At 56.5% G+C, this 15618-nt stretch carries 17 protein-coding genes; 11 read left to right on the forward strand and 6 right to left on the reverse strand.

Going from position 1 to position 15618, the window contains the following annotated elements; genetic code table 11:
• Positions 1 to 23: 23 nt before the first annotated feature.
• Together AAC620_RS02030 and AAC620_RS02035 are read right to left on the reverse strand one after the other, a co-directional pair.
• Positions 24 to 665 (reverse strand): nucleoside/nucleotide kinase family protein, encoded by a 642-nt coding sequence (locus AAC620_RS02030; protein WP_340242581.1) that lies wholly within the window; start codon positions 663 to 665, stop codon positions 24 to 26.
• Positions 649 to 1425: an ATP-binding cassette domain-containing protein gene (locus AAC620_RS02035; RefSeq protein WP_340242582.1), complete on the reverse strand. Its 777-nt coding sequence runs from the start codon at positions 1423 to 1425 to the stop codon at positions 649 to 651. Before AAC620_RS02035 ends, AAC620_RS02030 begins: the two co-directional genes overlap by 17 nt.
• A 170-nt stretch (positions 1426 to 1595) precedes the next feature.
• Here AAC620_RS02035 and AAC620_RS02045 point away from each other — a divergent pair, with 170 nt between their 5' ends.
• The gene (locus AAC620_RS02045) at positions 1596 to 1736 is read left to right on the forward strand and encodes a hypothetical protein (RefSeq protein WP_340243636.1); all 141 of its coding nucleotides are present in this window, start codon (positions 1596 to 1598) and stop codon (positions 1734 to 1736) included.
• Between the two features lie 71 nt (positions 1737 to 1807).
• Here AAC620_RS02045 and msrA read toward each other — a convergent pair whose 3' ends face one another.
• The 3 genes from msrA to AAC620_RS02060 all read right to left on the reverse strand — a co-directional run bounded on the left by msrA (position 1808) and on the right by AAC620_RS02060 (position 3452).
• Positions 1808 to 2308: a peptide-methionine (S)-S-oxide reductase MsrA gene (msrA, locus tag AAC620_RS02050; protein WP_340242583.1), complete on the reverse strand. Its 501-nt coding sequence runs from the start codon at positions 2306 to 2308 to the stop codon at positions 1808 to 1810.
• 3 nt (positions 2309 to 2311) lie between these two features.
• Positions 2312 to 2755: a peptide-methionine (R)-S-oxide reductase MsrB gene (msrB, locus tag AAC620_RS02055; protein ID WP_340242584.1), complete on the reverse strand. Its 444-nt coding sequence runs from the start codon at positions 2753 to 2755 to the stop codon at positions 2312 to 2314.
• A 142-nt stretch (positions 2756 to 2897) separates the two neighbouring features.
• Complete coding sequence (locus tag AAC620_RS02060) at positions 2898 to 3452, reverse strand: YcbK family protein (protein WP_340242585.1); 555 nt, start codon at positions 3450 to 3452, stop codon at positions 2898 to 2900.
• 423 nt (positions 3453 to 3875) lie between these two features.
• On the opposite strand from AAC620_RS02060, the gene AAC620_RS02065 reads away from it, so the two are divergent.
• The 4 genes from AAC620_RS02065 (at position 3876) to AAC620_RS02080 (ending at position 8247) form a co-directional block, all read left to right on the forward strand.
• Complete coding sequence (locus AAC620_RS02065) at positions 3876 to 5582, forward strand: L,D-transpeptidase family protein (protein WP_340242586.1); 1707 nt, start codon at positions 3876 to 3878, stop codon at positions 5580 to 5582.
• Positions 5583 to 5648: 66 nt separating this feature from the next.
• Positions 5649 to 6740, forward strand: a complete 1092-nt coding sequence (locus AAC620_RS02070; RefSeq protein ID WP_340242587.1) for a UDP-3-O-(3-hydroxymyristoyl)glucosamine N-acyltransferase — start codon at positions 5649 to 5651, stop codon at positions 6738 to 6740.
• Between the two features lie 32 nt (positions 6741 to 6772).
• Positions 6773 to 7039, forward strand: a complete 267-nt coding sequence (locus AAC620_RS02075) for an acyl carrier protein (protein WP_317654883.1) — start codon at positions 6773 to 6775, stop codon at positions 7037 to 7039.
• Positions 7036 to 8247: a beta-ketoacyl-[acyl-carrier-protein] synthase family protein gene (locus AAC620_RS02080; RefSeq protein ID WP_340242588.1), complete on the forward strand. Its 1212-nt coding sequence runs from the start codon at positions 7036 to 7038 to the stop codon at positions 8245 to 8247. The genes AAC620_RS02075 and AAC620_RS02080 overlap by 4 nt, the downstream gene beginning before the upstream one ends.
• A 22-nt stretch (positions 8248 to 8269) precedes the next feature.
• Here AAC620_RS02080 and AAC620_RS02085 read toward each other — a convergent pair whose 3' ends face one another.
• On the reverse strand, positions 8270 to 8782 hold the full coding sequence (locus tag AAC620_RS02085) for an invasion associated locus B family protein (protein ID WP_340242589.1): 513 nt from the start codon (positions 8780 to 8782) through the stop codon (positions 8270 to 8272).
• Positions 8783 to 9262: 480 nt separating this feature from the next.
• Between AAC620_RS02085 and AAC620_RS02090 the strand changes: the two genes are divergently transcribed.
• The 6 genes from AAC620_RS02090 to lpxA all read left to right on the forward strand — a co-directional run bounded on the left by AAC620_RS02090 (position 9263) and on the right by lpxA (position 15612).
• Positions 9263 to 10807 (forward strand): helicase HerA-like domain-containing protein, encoded by a 1545-nt coding sequence (locus AAC620_RS02090; protein WP_340242590.1) that lies wholly within the window; start codon positions 9263 to 9265, stop codon positions 10805 to 10807.
• A 152-nt stretch (positions 10808 to 10959) separates the two neighbouring features.
• Positions 10960 to 12939 (forward strand): heme lyase CcmF/NrfE family subunit, encoded by a 1980-nt coding sequence (locus AAC620_RS02095; RefSeq protein ID WP_340242591.1) that lies wholly within the window; start codon positions 10960 to 10962, stop codon positions 12937 to 12939.
• A complete protein-coding gene (locus AAC620_RS02100; RefSeq protein ID WP_340242592.1) occupies positions 12936 to 13412 on the forward strand; it encodes a cytochrome c-type biogenesis protein in 477 nt (158 codons plus the stop codon). The genes AAC620_RS02095 and AAC620_RS02100 overlap by 4 nt, the downstream gene beginning before the upstream one ends.
• A 27-nt stretch (positions 13413 to 13439) precedes the next feature.
• Entirely contained in the window at positions 13440 to 14216 is a 777-nt protein-coding gene (locus tag AAC620_RS02105) for an enoyl-CoA hydratase-related protein (RefSeq protein ID WP_340242593.1), read from the forward strand.
• 113 nt (positions 14217 to 14329) lie between these two features.
• Positions 14330 to 14812, forward strand: a complete 483-nt coding sequence (gene fabZ / locus AAC620_RS02110) for a 3-hydroxyacyl-ACP dehydratase FabZ (protein WP_317654876.1) — start codon at positions 14330 to 14332, stop codon at positions 14810 to 14812.
• Positions 14812 to 15612: an acyl-ACP--UDP-N-acetylglucosamine O-acyltransferase gene (gene lpxA / locus AAC620_RS02115; protein ID WP_340242594.1), complete on the forward strand. Its 801-nt coding sequence runs from the start codon at positions 14812 to 14814 to the stop codon at positions 15610 to 15612. The genes fabZ and lpxA overlap by 1 nt, the downstream gene beginning before the upstream one ends.
• The last annotated feature ends 6 nt before the right edge of the window (positions 15613 to 15618 follow it).

The following is a 15618-nucleotide window of genomic DNA, read 5'->3' on the forward strand; positions in this document are numbered from 1 at the left end:
AGGCGCGTTTGCGCCATTTGCGCCTAGGCGGCCTCTGCCATGACCCAATCTGCCGGCAGGGCATTGGCCAAGACCAATTCGGCATTTGGTAGGTCATTGGCATCGCGCCTTGCGCGGGCCGCTTCGGGGGTGTGGCCGTGATCAATCCATCTCTGCAACAGCCGCGCCTCAATTTCCGCGCGCGGCGGCATCAACATAATTGCGCTGTCCCAAAACTTGCGCAAATCACGCCATCCGTCTTGATCCAAAAGCAGATAATTGCCTTCGACAATGACAAATTCCACGGAGCGGGGCAGGGTGGCTGCCCCAGCGATAGAGATATCACGCGCCCGATCAAATAAGGGATAAGCGATCTCAGCCTCGGAATTTTCGGCAATACGTGCCAAAAGCTGTGTAAAGCCCTGTAAATCAAAGCTATGCGGCGCGCCTTTGCGCGACAAAATCCCGCGCGCCGCAAGCACAGCGTTATCAAGGTGGAACCCATCCATTGGGATCACGGCGGCGGATTTACCTGCCCGCCCAAGGGCATGGGCAAGCGCGCGCGCTGCGGTGCTTTTGCCCGAGGCGGGCGGCCCCGCAACCGCAATGATCTGGCGCGGTTTCTTGGGCAGGCCCAAGATGTGATCGCGCATTTGACGGGCAATCTCTTCAGGCGGCTGCGACATGATCGGGCTGCATTGCTCCTGTCATCAGGGCCACGGCATCGGACATAGAGACTTCACGCGGGTTCACCACGCAGAGCCGTTTGCCCAAGCGGTGGATATGAATGCGGTCGGCTACCTCGAACACATGGGGCATGTTATGGCTGATCAAAACCACAGGCGTGCCACGCGCGCGCACATCTTGGATAAGATCCAGAACCTTGCGGCTTTCTTTCACCCCGAGGGCTGCGGTCGGCTCATCCAAGATAATGACCTTTGACCCAAAGGCCGCAGCACGCGCCACAGCCACCCCTTGGCGCTGCCCCCCTGACAGGGTTTCAACCGCTTGATTGATGTTTTGGATGGTCATCAGACCCAATTCACTGAGTTTTTGCCGCGCGAATTCCTCCATCGCGCGATGGTCAAGCATCCCAAAAACCGAGCCCAAAACACGCTTTTTGCGCAATTCGCGGCCCACGAACATATTGTCCGTGATCGATAGTGCGGGCGACAGTGCAAGGGTTTGATAGACGCATTCAATGCCCGCTTCGCGCGCCTCAAGCGGCGAAGTGAAATTGATTTTGCGATCTTCAAGAGTGATTTCGCCCTCATCGGGGGTGACCGCCCCTGATATCGCCTTGATCAGTGACGATTTGCCAGCACCATTGTCACCGATCACGGCCAGAATTTCACCGGGCATTAGATCAAAATCGGCATGATTTAGGGCGGTGACACGGCCATAGCGTTTGACCAAACCGCGCGCTTTGAGAATGGGTTGTGTCATGCGGAGACCCTCCTGATCCATTGGTTAACGGCAACGGCGATGATAATCAGCCAACCGATTGCGAAAATTTGCCAAAGCACATCCACACCCGCGAGGCGCAGACCTGACTGGAATACGCCCAAGATTGGGGTGAGGCCGCCCGCGCGGCATTGCTCAATGGATCCGATGTTATGGCCGATCCTGCCCCCCCTCAGATGCAGGATCATGGGACGAAGCAGGCGCCTGAAAAGCCCGAGATCATCCCCACACCGCAACGCCCATATCTGCAACGTGAGGCCAGCACGGGCAGTGTCGTTTGGGAAGATTTTTAAAATTGATAGAACCGCAGAACGCAAAAATGGGCCAGTGATTTGGCCCATTTTTTGATCTAATCGGTTGTCTTTTAGGCGCGCTTTGGCAGCACCCAATCAGGGCGCGGGAAATGACAGGTATACCCATTGGGAAGGCGCTCAAGATAATCTTGATGTTCAGGTTCTGCCTCCCAAAACGGGCCCACAGGCGCCACTTCAGTCACAACCTTTCCAGGCCAAAGCCCCGATGCGTTGACATCTGCGATAACCTCTAACGCGGTTTCGCGTTGTGCTTCATCGACATAAAAAATCGCAGACCGATAGGACATCCCAATATCATTTCCCTGACGGTTCAATGTGGTGGGATCATGAATTTGAAAGAAAAACGCCAACAGATCACGATAGGTTAGGCGCTCGGGGTCAAAGAAAATTTCAATCGCCTCGGCATGGGTGCCATGGTTGCGATAGGTGGCATTTTGAACATCGCCCCCCGAATAGCCAACACGGGTTGCACACACCCCATCCATGCGGCGGATCAATTGTTGCATCCCCCAAAAGCATCCACCCGCTAAAACCGACCGTTCTTGCGCCATTGTTCACGCCTCCAACATCATCAGATACTCGCCATACCCTTCTGCTTCCATATCTGCTTCGGGAATGAAACGTAAAGCGGCCGAATTGATACAATAGCGCAAGCCCCCGCGATCCCGTGGCCCATCGGGAAAAACATGGCCCAAATGGCTGTCGCCATATTTCGAGCGCACCTCAATGCGCACCATCCCGTGGCTGAGGTCGCGCTTTTCGACCACCATTTCATCGCTGATGGGCTTTGTGAATGAGGGCCAACCACAGCCAGAATGAAATTTGTCATTCGACAAAAACAGCGGCTCGCCAGATACGATATCCACATAAATCCCGCGCGCCTCTAAATCGGTATAGGCCCCTGTAAAGGGGCGCTCGGTGCCATTTTCTTGGGTAATGTGGTATTGCTCGGGCGTCAGTGCCGCGATGGCCTGCGGCGTCTTTTGATATTTTGGCATGAGGAACGGCTCACTCCTTGTGGGGTTTGAGCCATAATGTGGGGGTGCCGCGCAAATTATCCAGTGAGAATGGCAAGGCACACAAAGACGTTACGCCGAAATAAGCGCACTTTATGCCAAGTTGGGCCGAATATTGGCGGACTTACCCGCCCCAATGGCGGACATCGCCGCAATCCATATGCACAAAGTTCGAGCGCGAATACCGCCCAACCCCACCTGCGGCGCAGCTTTCGGCCGCGCGCGCAATTTGACTGACACTGCGGGAGGTGAGGCGCAAATCAGCCGCCTCGCCAACCATATGGAGTGAGTTGCGCGCAACACCTGACGAGCGTTGACGCAGCATCGCGTTGGTCGCAGGCGAGCGATAGCCAGACAACAACAGATACGGTTCGTTCGTATCCAACAGATTATGAGAGGCCGCCATGATATCAAGGGTGCGCGGGTCAATCGCATGCACCTCATTTTGGCGCCAGTCGCGCATGAAGTAGCTGATTTCTTCGATTGCGGGGCGAATATAGTCGCCATCAATCCAGTAAATCATATCCAACGTTTCGCCCGTGCGGCCATTATGCATGCGCAATTTGCGAAAATCGCCTGCGCCGCGCAAAATCCCAAAGGCGTTGGCCGATACAGGTGCCGCCGCGATCGTTGTCGCAGCAAATGCCCGCAATAAGCCCCGACGGCTAATCAATTTCATTCCAGTCCCCATGCTTCTGCCCTGATTACCACTACACTTGCTACGGGTGCCTCTGTCCCTGAGCTGGACGGATCCAGCGTGAATGGCAGCGGGCGGTTTTTTATTCGCACGTTACGTCACGAAATATGACACAGGTGAAATGATTGTGAAAGTATTGATTAACCTCTTGGCGGGAAGGGTCTTTCGATTCGGCGGAAATTTGCCAATCGGTGTAATGCGCTGTTTTTGCGTAAAAATTCACCTGCCCCTACTCGGGTTTGGCCTCGTGGCGGCCATCAGACCCTCGTGAAGAGGGAAAAACATCTGTTGCAACGCTGCATAGGCGTGATGCTTGAGCGATCGTGCGGCCGCGATTGAACATGGACGGCGCGGGCCTTCTTCCCCATATTTGGCATAGGGGTTCGTTTGAAAATAGGTATTATCGTGCGTGTTGAAAGAACTGGTTTTTGGGTTGAGTTGGTGACTAGGGCGGGCTTAGGCCTGATCATCGCGGGCGCTGCTGTGGCGCAAAGCCTGCCTGCCACGGTGGTCACCTCACCGCCATCATCGGCGCAGTTCTGGCAGGATGTCGCCGCGCGCGAGGCGGTGGCGGCCCGCTTTGCAAGTCATCCTGAGGTATTCGACTTTTATGCCGCACGCGACTTTGCGCCAATTTGGACGGGCGAGGGGCCTGAATTTGAGCTGCGCCGTGCCGCGCTGCTTGCGGCCCTTGAGGCATCTGGCGATCACGGCCTGCCGCGCGCGACTTATGACATCGCAGGTTTACGCGCGGGCTTTGCAACTGGGGCAGATATTGCAACCGAGTTGCGCGCGGCTTTGACCTATCTGGACTATGCGCAAGATATCAGCGCGGGGGTGCTAGAGCCTGCAACCTTGGCCGAAGACATTTATAAAACCACCCCGCGCCAAAGCAGTGAGGCCCTGCTATCAGGTTTTGCTTCGGCCGATAATCCAATGATATATTTGTCAAATTTGATACCGCAGCACCCGCAATATGCCCGTCTTCAGCGCGCAATGTTTGATTTGGCGCGCGTGGTTGAAGCGGGCGGATGGGGGACGCCTGTGGTGGCGGAAAGACTGGAATTGGGCGACCAAGGGCCCGCTGTCGCGGCCTTGATCACGCGTTTGCAAGCGATGGGATATCTCGCCGAAGAGCCCAGTTCTGCATCCGTAACCCTATCAACCGCGAATGATGCGCAAACGGCCACCGAAGCGCCCGCGCCAGCCCAGTTCGATGATAGGCTGGTCGGGGCAGTGATGCGCTTTCAAGCGGATAACGGGTTAACCCAAGACGGAATTGTTGGCGCCAATACATTGGCCGCGATCAATGTGGATGCCGAAACGCGCCTTAAAGATGTGATCTTGGCCATGGAGCGGCAACGTTGGATGAATTTTGACCGCGGTGCGCGCCATGTCTTGGTCAATATCCCTGACTTCCATGCGACTGTGGTGGATCAAGATGTCGTGACCTTCTCAACCCGTTCGGTTGTTGGTCACCCCGATCCACGCCGTCACACGCCCGAATTCTCGGACGTGATGGAATATATGGTCATCAACCCCAGTTGGACGGTGCCCCGTTCAATCACCACACGCGAATATCTGCCGCAATTGCAAGAAGACCCCACAGCGCAAAGTCAGCTGGAATTGTGGAGCGGGGGTCAAGTTGTCGATCGCGCGCAGGTGGATTTCACCCAATACACGGCGAGCACCTTCCCCTATACGTTGCGCCAAGCCCCCTCAACCAGCAATGCCTTGGGGTTGGTGAAATTCATGTTCCCCAATCCGTGGAACATTTATCTGCATGACACACCTGCAAAAAACCTCTTCGCGCGCGAAACGCGAGCCTATAGCCATGGCTGCGTGCGGCTGCAGGATCCGTTTGATTTTGCCTATCATCTTTTGGCTCCGCAAGTGGACGATCCCGAAGCCTATTTCGCGCGTATCCTTGCAACGGGTCGCGAAACAACGGTGCGGCTTGAAACACCGATCCCCGTGCATTTGGTCTATTGGACATCCTTTGTGGACCCCGATGGGCGACTGCAGCATCGCGCCGATATTTACGGGCGCAATGCCGATTTGTGGCAGGCCCTTGAGGCGGCGGGGGTTTCCGTTGCGGCAATCTCAAGTTAAAGGCTCAAGTTAAAGGCAAAGGGTGGCCCCGTGTTTGGGCCATAGCAAGAATAAGGCGCATCCCACATGGCTGGCAGCAGCATTGAGCATATCGCCAAAGAATTGGGCGCAAAAGCCGAAGGCGCGGTTGGATTGGTCGTCTCGCGCCTGTCCGAGCCCGCCACGGCCGCCGCTGATCATCTGGCCTTGGCGATGTCAGAAAAATATCTGCCCGATTTGGCCAAAGGACAGGCCAAGGCCGCGATTGTGGCCGAGGGCACCGATTGGAAGGCCCTTGGATTAGAGGCTGCGATTTTAATCGCCCGCCCGCGCTATGCGATGGCGGGTGTGACGGCCCTCATGGATCAAGGGCCGCATATTGTGGCCGGAATTCACCCCAGCGCGGTGATTGACCCAAGCGCTCAAATTGGCGCGGATGCCGCCATCGGGCCTTTTGTGGTCATTGGGGCGGGCACCATCATCGGGCCCCGCGCCCGCATCGCCCCGCATGTCAGCATTGCCGAATGCGCGGAAATTGGTGCTGATGCGTTAATCCATGCGGGTGTGCGCATCGCGCATCATGTGCAAATTGGGGATCGTGTGATCATTCAACCCAATGCGGTGATTGGGGGGGATGGGTTCTCTTTCGTCACCCCAGAAAAATCCCAAGTCGAAATTGCCCGCCAATCCTTGGGGAAATCAGACGCGGCGCAGACCCCGCAATCTTGGGCGCGTATTCACTCCTTGGGTCGTGTCGTCATCGGGGATGATGTCGAAATTGGCGCAGGCGCTGCGATTGACCGCGGCACAGTGGCCAATACGGAAATCGGATCAGGCACAAAGATCGATAATTTGGTTCATATCGGCCACAATTGCCGCATTGGTCGCGATTGCCTGCTCTGCGGGCAGGTCGGGTTTGCGGGATCTTGTAGCGTGGGCGATCGTGTGGTTTTGGGCGGACAGTGCGGTGTCTCCGATAATATCGAGATCGGCTCTGATGTGGTCGCCGCAGGGGCCACCAAGATTTATTCTAGCCTTCCATCGGGCAGAATGGTGATGGGCAGCCCGGCTGTCAAAATGGAGACACATATCGAGATGTATAAGGCGCTAAGGCGATTGCCGCGTCTTGCAAAAACTGTGGCGGCGCTTGAGAAGAAATTGACCAATCCGAAAGGCTAGGCCTTTGGATATGATGATGGAGGCAAGGTTTTATGTCTGGAGATATTTCTGAGCGAATCATCAAGATCATTGCAGAACAAGCGGTGCTTGAGACAAGCGATGTCTCGCCTGAAAAAACACTCGAAGATTTGGGGGTCGACTCGTTAGGGTTGGTCGAAGCTATTTTTGCCATCGAAGAAGAATTCGACATTCAGGTGCCGTTCAACGCCAATGAGCCTGACAAAAGTGATTTTGATATCTCATCGGTTGCGGCCATTGTGGCGGCGGTCGAAAAACTCGTGGCCGAGCAGCACGGATGAGACGTGTTGTTATCACGGGTCAGGGCACAATCAATGCATTAGGGCATGATGTGCCGACCACTTTGGCGGCGATGCGCGAAGGAAAATGCGGGATTGGCCCGCTTGATTTGCGCGATGTGGATCGGCTGTCCGTCAAAATTGGGGCGCAAGTGACGGGCTATGATCCAGAGGCGCTGTTCAACCGCCAGCAAATCGCGCTCTATGACCGCTTTACGCAATTCACCTTAATCGCTGCGCATCAAGCCTTGGATCATTCTGGCCTTGTCTTTGGGGGCGAGGCGGCCACGCGGGCGGGCGTGGTTCTGGGCACGGCAGGGGGTGGTGTTAATACATGGGACGAGAATTACCGCACTGTCTATGAAGAGGGGAAAAATCGCGTTCACCCCTTTGTTGTTCCCAAGCTGATGAACAATGCCGCAGCCAGCCATGTGTCGATGGAATGGAACCTTAAGGGGCCATCCTTTTCGGTCGCCACCGCCTGTGCCTCGTCAAACCATGCGATGGGTTTGGCTTTCCAATTGATCCGCGGCGGGGCCTGTGACGTGATGGTCACGGGCGGGTCTGAGGCGATGCTCTCCTTTGGTGGGGTGAAAGCTTGGGAAGGGTTGCGGGTCATGTCCAAAGATGCTTGTCGCCCGTTTTCGGCCAACCGCAATGGGATGGTGCAGGGCGAAGGGGCCGCGGTGTTTGTGTTCGAAGACTATGATCACGCCAAACGGCGTGGCGCCGAGATTTTGGCCGAAGTGGTGGGGTTTGCCATGACATCGGATGCGGCGGATATCGTTATGCCGTCCAAACAAGGGGCAGGTCGTGCGATTTCAGGCGCGCTCAAGGATGCGCGGCTGAACCCTGAGGATATTTGTTATATCAATGCGCATGGCACGGGCACGGCGGCGAATGACAAGGTGGAATGCGCGGCTGTTGCCGATGTATTTGGCCATCACGCCGATGATCTGATGATATCCTCGACCAAATCGATGCACGGGCATTTAATCGGTGGAACAGGCGCGGTCGAGCTGTTGGCCTGTATCATGGCGCTGCGCGATGGGGTGATTGCGCCCACCATCGGCTATGAGGAGCCCGACCCTGAATGCGCCCTTGATGTTGTCCCCAATGAGGCACGCGAGGCCAAGGTTGATGCGGTTCTCTCCAACGCCTTTGCCTTTGGCGGGTTAAACGCGGTTTTGGCGTTAAAAGCAGCGCCCTAAGCGGGGCGCTGCTCATGATGGTTTATTCAGGTTGAAGGCTGGCAAAGGCTGCGGTGAACCCGTCAAAAGACAGGGTTAGGGCAACCTCTGCATCGGGCGTAGCAATTGGCACGATGGTGACAGCCGCCGCCGTGGCCCCTTCGAAGGCGTCAATATTGTCTTGGGTCAGACCGATTTGCACCACGCATCCACCGGGTTGGCAGAAATTGAACGGAAGGCGGTTTTCATCGAATTCATCGACCTTGAACCGAACACCTGGCAAAAGCAGCGTATCAATCGGGGTTGCGATGCTGATCGCGCCCACCGTATCGCCGCCGTCAATGACATCGGCAATGCTGACCTCGGCCACGTTATTGCCATACGTATCTTGCAGCACCTGCGAAATCAGACAGGTTTGCGCCTCGCCTTCGCCGCTGCAAATTTTTGTCCATGCGTCAAAGGTTTCAGTGTCTTGCGCGATGGCCTGTGGGGCCATGCCCCCGCAAAGCGCCAGAGCCAGAACCGTGTGCGAAAGGTGACGTGAAAATCGGGTCATAATATCCTCATGTGTCATATGTCCCCTGCGCTAACATAGCATGGCACCATTGTCAGCGGGTGCAGCGCGATATGATCTAAATTCTTGGCCGGCGGGGCAGAATTGCCATGTTTTCCATGCGGCGCGTTCCCAACAAAAAAGGGCCTCGAAACGAGGCCCTTTTTTGTTCAGTCTTTGCGACTGATTTATCGCTCCCTGTCGGACTGGCCGACTTATTGATGCGAACGCTATGTCAGGATTTTCATTCCGTCAACAGGGGTTTTTTATGAAACTGCGATTTTTTACTGCGGGCCGATGAAGCACAAAAAAGCCGCGCCAGCAGAGATGCGTGGCGCGGCCAGTCCACAGGGAGAACAATGACGCCAACACCCAAGAGGAGGATACAAAACACACAAGCATCAGCATCACTGCAAATCATACTGGCACAAAAGCATTAAGAATGTATTGTTTGGGCAGGGTTACGAAATTTTGGGGTTACTTATGTCGGATGAGGCCATTTTTATCGGTGGCGGCGGGGCGAATTATGCCACGGCGCAGCAGCTGCTTTTGAAATACGCCAATCGCCACGGGCTGATTGCGGGCGCAACGGGAACGGGAAAAACCGTCACCCTTCAAATCATGGCCGAGGCCTTTTCCGCGCAAGGCGTGCCTGTGTTTCTCTCCGATGTGAAGGGGGATCTGTCGGGTCTGGCCGAGGCGGGCAGAGCCGGGTTCAAATTGCATGATGCCTTCATGTCGCGCGCGCAGAAAATCGGTCTTGCGCCCTATGAATATCGCGCCTTTCCCGTCAGCTTTTGGGATATTTTTGGCGAAAAGGGCCATCCAATCCGCGCCACGGTGACCGAGATGGGGCCTGTCCTTCTGTCGCGTCTGTTGGAATTGACCGAAGCGCAAGAGGGGGCGTTGACCATTGCCTTTCGCCTTGCGGATGAAGAAGGAATGGATCTCCTTGATCTCAAGGATTTGCAGGCCCTGTTGGTTTTCGCGGGCGAAAATGCAGATCAATTGCAATTGCGATACGGCAATATCGCGGCCGCCTCTATCGGTGCGATCCAGCGCCGTCTAGTGGTGTTAGAGGATCAGGGCGGGGCGGGTTTCTTTGGGGAACCTGCATTGGAATTGGCAGATTTAATGCGCTGCGATGCGGATGGCCGTGGGGTGATCAATATCTTAGCGGCGGATCGTCTGATGATGTCACCGCGCCTTTATGCAACCGCGCTTTTGTGGCTATTATCAGAACTTTTTGAAACGCTGCCCGAGGTGGGGGATCCAGATAAGCCAAAATTGGTGTTTTTCTTTGATGAGGCCCATCTTCTGTTCAATGACGCGCCAAAGGCCTTGGTGGAAAAGGTCGAACAGGTCGCGCGCTTGATCCGATCAAAGGGGGTGGGGGTGTATTTCGTCACTCAAAATCCCGCCGATGTGCCCGATGAGATTTTAGGCCAACTGGGCAATCGGGTGCAGCACGCATTGCGGGCCTTTACCGCCAAAGACCAAAAAGACCTGCGTCAGGCGGCGGACACCTATCGCCCGAACCCGAATTTCGACACCGCCGAAGCCATCCGCGAGGTGGGGGTGGGGGAGGCTGTGGTGTCCTTCCTTGAGGCAAAAGGCGCACCAAGCGTGGTTGAACGCTGTTTGATCCGCCCGCCATCGTCCAAATTGGGGCCAATGGATGAGGCGGCGCGGCAGGCGATGGTGAAATCCGCGCCTCTGCAGGGCAAATATGGCGCTCCACTCGATCGTGAAAGCGCCTATGAGATCCTACAGGCCCGCGCCGCAAAGGCCGCAGCCGAGGCAGAAGCCGCCGCTGCACGCGAAGCCCAAGAGGTGGCCGAGGCAGAAGCCGCGCGCGAGTTTACCGCAGCGCGCCGTTATACTGCGGGGGGCAGCCCCAAGCGAAAAGCATCCCCGCGTTGCGATAGTGTTGGCACAGCCTTTGCCAAAAGTTTCGCCCGTCAAATGGGCACAAGGGCAGGGCGCGCCGTAATGCGCGGCGTTTTGGGGGCACTCACAGGGCGCTAAGATGCCCCCTGGTAGATCACGGCGCTGTGATCAGGGGTGCGGCTCTTTCGCGCTAACCCCTTGGATGCGGGTGGCTTTGTCGTTACTCTTTGCCGCGAACGGACGGCAAAATCTGGATCATGCGGGTCGCGCTGTGATGAAGGAGGGCAGAGATGATCGTTGAAATTGGCCATTTTGCTTTGGTTTTGGCCTTTGCCGTGGCTGTGTTCCAAATGATTGTGCCGATGATTGGCGCACATAAAAATTGGAGCGCATGGATGGCGGTTGCCAGCCCTGCGGCCAGCTTGCAATTCGCGCTTGTAGCGATTTCCTTTGCCGCGCTGACCTATGCCTTTGTGACCTCTGATTTCTCGCTGAATTTGGTTGTTGCCAATTCCCATACCGACAAGCCGCTGCTGTATAAAATCAGCGGTGTCTGGGGCAATCACGAAGGCTCGCTATTGCTATGGGTTTTGATTTTGGCGCTATTTGGGGCCTCAGCAGCGTGGTTCGGTGGAAACCTGCCGCCGCGCCTGCGTGCGCGCGTTTTGGCCGTGCAATCTTCGGTTGGGGTTGCGTTTTACGCCTTTATTTTGTTCACATCTAACCCGTTTTTGCGGCTCGAATTGCCGCCCTTTAACGGCCAAGATTTGAACCCGCTTCTGCAAGATCCTGGTCTCGCCTTCCACCCGCCGTTTTTATACTTGGGGTATGTTGGCCTTAGCATGGCGTTTTCTTTTGCTGTGGCGGCCTTGATCGAAGGGCGCGTTGATGCAGCATGGGCCAGATGGGTGCGCCCTTGGACATTGGCGGCATGGGTGTTTCTGACCATCGGGATCGGACTCGGGTCTTGGTGGGCCTATTACGAGCTTGGTTGGGGCGGGTTCTGGTTCTGGGATCCAGTTGAAAACGCCTCTTTCATGCCTTGGTTGATTGCGGCGGCCCTGTTGCATTCGGCAATTGTGGTCGAAAAACGCGAGGCGCTGAAAAGCTGGACAATTCTCTTGGCGATTTTGGCCTTTGGTTTCTCGCTGATCGGCACATTTATCGTGCGGTCGGGCATCATCACTTCGGTGCACGCCTTTGCCAATGATCCAGAGCGCGGGATGTTTATTCTTATGATCTTGGCCGTTTTCATGGGCGGGGCCTTTACGCTCTATGCTTTCCGTGCTGGCGCGATGGAGGCTAAGGGCGTGTTCTCAACTGTGAGCCGCGAAAGCGGTTTGGTCTTGAATAACCTTCTTTTGGCGGTGTCATCCTTTGTTGTGTTCATCGGCACAATCTGGCCCTTGGTGGCAGAGATGTTCTGGGGCCGCACCGTTTCGGTAGGGGCACCTTTCTTTAATGCGGCCTTCACGCCCTTTGCCTTCGCCATTGCGGTGGCCTTGCCCATTGGGGCGGTGTTGCCGTGGAAACGCGCGCAGCTTGGCCGTGCCATGCGCCTGATGAGTGGTGTTGCCCTTTTGACCATCGCGCTTTTGGGTTTGTTTTATGCGCTTGGAACGGGGCGCTCCTTGGCGGGGTTGATTACCCTCGCGCTTGGGGTTTGGCTGGTTGCAGGGGCCGCGGTTGATCTGTGGCAGCGCACAGGGCAGGGGCGTGAGATTGCCGCGAAATTTAGCCGCCTGACCCGCCTGCCGCGTGCCGATTGGGGCAAGGCCGTGGCCCATGCAGGGCTAGGCATCACCTTTATTGGTGTGGGGGCCTTGGTGACCTATCAAATCGAAGATATCCGCGTGGCGCAAATCGGCGAAGAATTCGATGTGGGCGCCTATCATTTGACAGTGCGCGATGTGCGCGAGGTGCAAGGGCCAAATTACATCTCAACCATGGCCTTTGTCGAAGTCGCCAAAGACGGGCGTATCGTGGATGTTTTGACCCCTGAAAAGCGGATATATCCCGTGGCGGGCATGCCCACCACGGAGGCAGGGATCGACAGTGGCTTTACCCGTGATGTTTATGTGGCGCTTGGCGATCCCCAGTTGGATGGGGGGTGGGCCGTGCGCACATGGATCAAACCCTTTGCAAATTGGATTTGGGGCGGTGCAATTATCATGGCCCTTGGCGGGGCGCTCAGCCTGACTGATCGCCGCTATCGTGTCGCGGCGGGGGCCGCGCGGGATCGGGCCGCTATTGGGGTGCCTGCCGAATGACGCGGGCCTTCGCAAAAGCCGCGCTTGCCGCAGTATGGTTGATCTCAACCCCCGCGCTTGCGGTGCAGCCTGATGAGGTTTTGCCTGATCCTGCCCTCGAGGCGCGGGCGCGAGAGATTTCAGCAGATTTGCGCTGCGTGGTGTGTCGCAATGAATCGATTGACGAAAGCAACGCCACAGTCGCCCGCGATCTGCGCATTTTCGTGCGCGAACGGATCATGATGGGCGATAGCAACGAGCAGGTCATCGCAGAGGTGGTGGATCGATATGGTGAATATGTGCTGATGCGTCCGCCGATGTCGGGCAGCAACCTGGCACTTTGGCTCGCAGGGCCTGCCTTGCTTTTGTTGGGCTTTGGTGTGGCCTTTGCCTTTATCCGCACGCGAGCGCGCAGCACGAACCCCACCGAAGCAGAGCTCACCCCAGAAGAGCAGGCCGCGCTTGCGCGTATTCTTGGCGACAAGCAAAGTTGAGCCTTCCAAACCCAAATTGAGGCGATCATGAACTACGAGCGGATTCTCTATGAATTGGATGATGGCATAGCGGTGATTACGCTCAATCGTCCCGATGTCTTAAATGCGCTCGACACGCAGATGCGGGCCGAATTGACGTATGCGATTGGTCAGGCGGGGGCCTCTGCGCGGGTTTTGGTGATCATGGGCGCAGGTCGCGCCTTTTGCGCGGGACAGGATCTGGGCGATGCAGGCCGTGTGGCTGATCTCAATCTTGAGCGGGTCTTGCGGGATGAATACATGCCGCTGATCTCGGCGATTGCCGATTGCCCGATCCCTGTGATTGCGGCGGTCAATGGCGTGGCGGCGGGGGCGGGTGCAAGCCTTGCCTTAATCTGTGATGTCGTCATTGCCGCCGAAAATGCGCGATTTATTCAAGCTTTTGCGCAAATCGGCCTCATGCCTGATGCGGGGGCAACTTGGGTTTTGCCCCGCCTCGTGGGGCAGGCCCGCGCCATGGGGGCCGCACTTTTTGGCGAACCTGTCACCGCGCGGGAGGCCGAAGCAATGGGGATGATTTGGCAGACCACCAGTGAGGCCGAATTTGACGCCACATGGCGCGCCCGCGCCGCGCATTTGGCCAGTGGCCCCACACAGGCCTATAGCAAGATAAAATCTGCACTGCGCGCCTCTGCGCAACAGGGGCTTGAGGTGCAAATGTTGCAAGAAGCCGCGCATCAAGGCGCGCTCAGCCGCACGCGCGATTTCAAAGAAGGCGTTTTGGCCTTTAACGATAAGCGCAAACCCACATTTGAAGGGCGCTAAGGCCGCTTGCGCAGGCTTGCCCCAAGGGGCGCCAAAGTGCTAGGGATGCAAGGCCGCGGGGGGATGTGAACGTCCCACCCACGCAAGGCGGAATTTGATAAAGGAAGACCAAAATGACGGGCGAGACGCCGAAAGAGGCAGATATTCATCTGATCCAGCGGATTATTCCGCATCGCTATCCGTTTTTGTTGATTGACCGCGTGCGCGATATCGAAGGGTATCATTCGGCCACGGGCATCAAGAATGTCACCTTTAATGAGCCTCATTTTCAGGGTCACTTCCCATCCGCCCCCATTATGCCCGGCGTCACAATCATCGAGGCCATGGCGCAAACCGCCGCCGTGATGGTTGGGGTGGCTATGGATATGGCGGATCGCAATTTGCTTGTGTATTTCATGGGCATTGACGCCTGCAAATTCCGCCGCAAGGTTGTGCCGGGCGATGTGCTCGAGCTGAAAATCGAAACCACGCGCGGCAAACCCGGTGGTAAGGTCTGGCGCTTTAAGGGGCAGGCCACTGTCGAGGGGGAAATGGCAGCCGAGGCTGAATTTACCGCGATGATGGATCTTGAGGGTGCCACGGGTGGGGCTGCGTAATGGCGATTGATCCTTCGGCCTCGATCCATCCTTCGGCTGTCGTTGAAAGCGGGGCAAATATCGCTGCGGGCTGCCAGATTGGCCCGTTTTGCCATGTTGGCCCTGAGGTGACCTTGCATGAGGGGGTGGTGCTTAAATCCCACGCCGTTGTCACAGGATTGACCGAAATTGGCGCTGAAACCGTGATTTTCCCCTTCGCGAATATCGGTGATATTCCGCAGGATTTGAAATATGCGGGTGAAAAGACGCAGCTGATTGTGGGCAAACGCAACCGCATCCGCGAAGGTGTGACCATGAATACGGGCACAGATGGCGGGGGCGGGATCACCCGTGTTGGTGATGACAACCTCTTTATGACAGGCGCGCATGTTGGCCATGACGCAATCGTGGGCAACCATGTTGTGGTGGCCAACCAATCCGCTATTGCAGGCCATTGCATCATTGAGGATGGCGTGATCATCGGCGGGCTTTCGGGCATCCACCAATTTGTGCGCATCGGGCGTGGGGCCATCATTGGCGCGGTCACGATGGTGACCAATGATGTCATTCCCTATGGCCTTGTCCAAGGCCCGCGCGGGGCCTTGGATGGTCTGAATTTGGTGGGCCTAAAACGCCGTGGCGTGGCCAAGGAAGATATCACCGAATTGCGCGCCGCCTATCAGGCCTTGGCGCAAGGCGAAGGTGCATTTCAGGAACGCGCGCGCCGTTTGTCAGAAGAGGCACCAAATTCCCAATATGTGCGAGATGTGGTGGATTTTGTGCTCAAAGGCTCGGATCGGTCATTCTTAACGCCGGGTTGAACGGGG

The sequence above is a fragment of the Roseobacter sp. HKCCA2468 genome (assembly GCF_037805105.1).
In the GTDB taxonomy this organism is placed as follows: domain Bacteria; phylum Pseudomonadota; class Alphaproteobacteria; order Rhodobacterales; family Rhodobacteraceae; genus M30B80.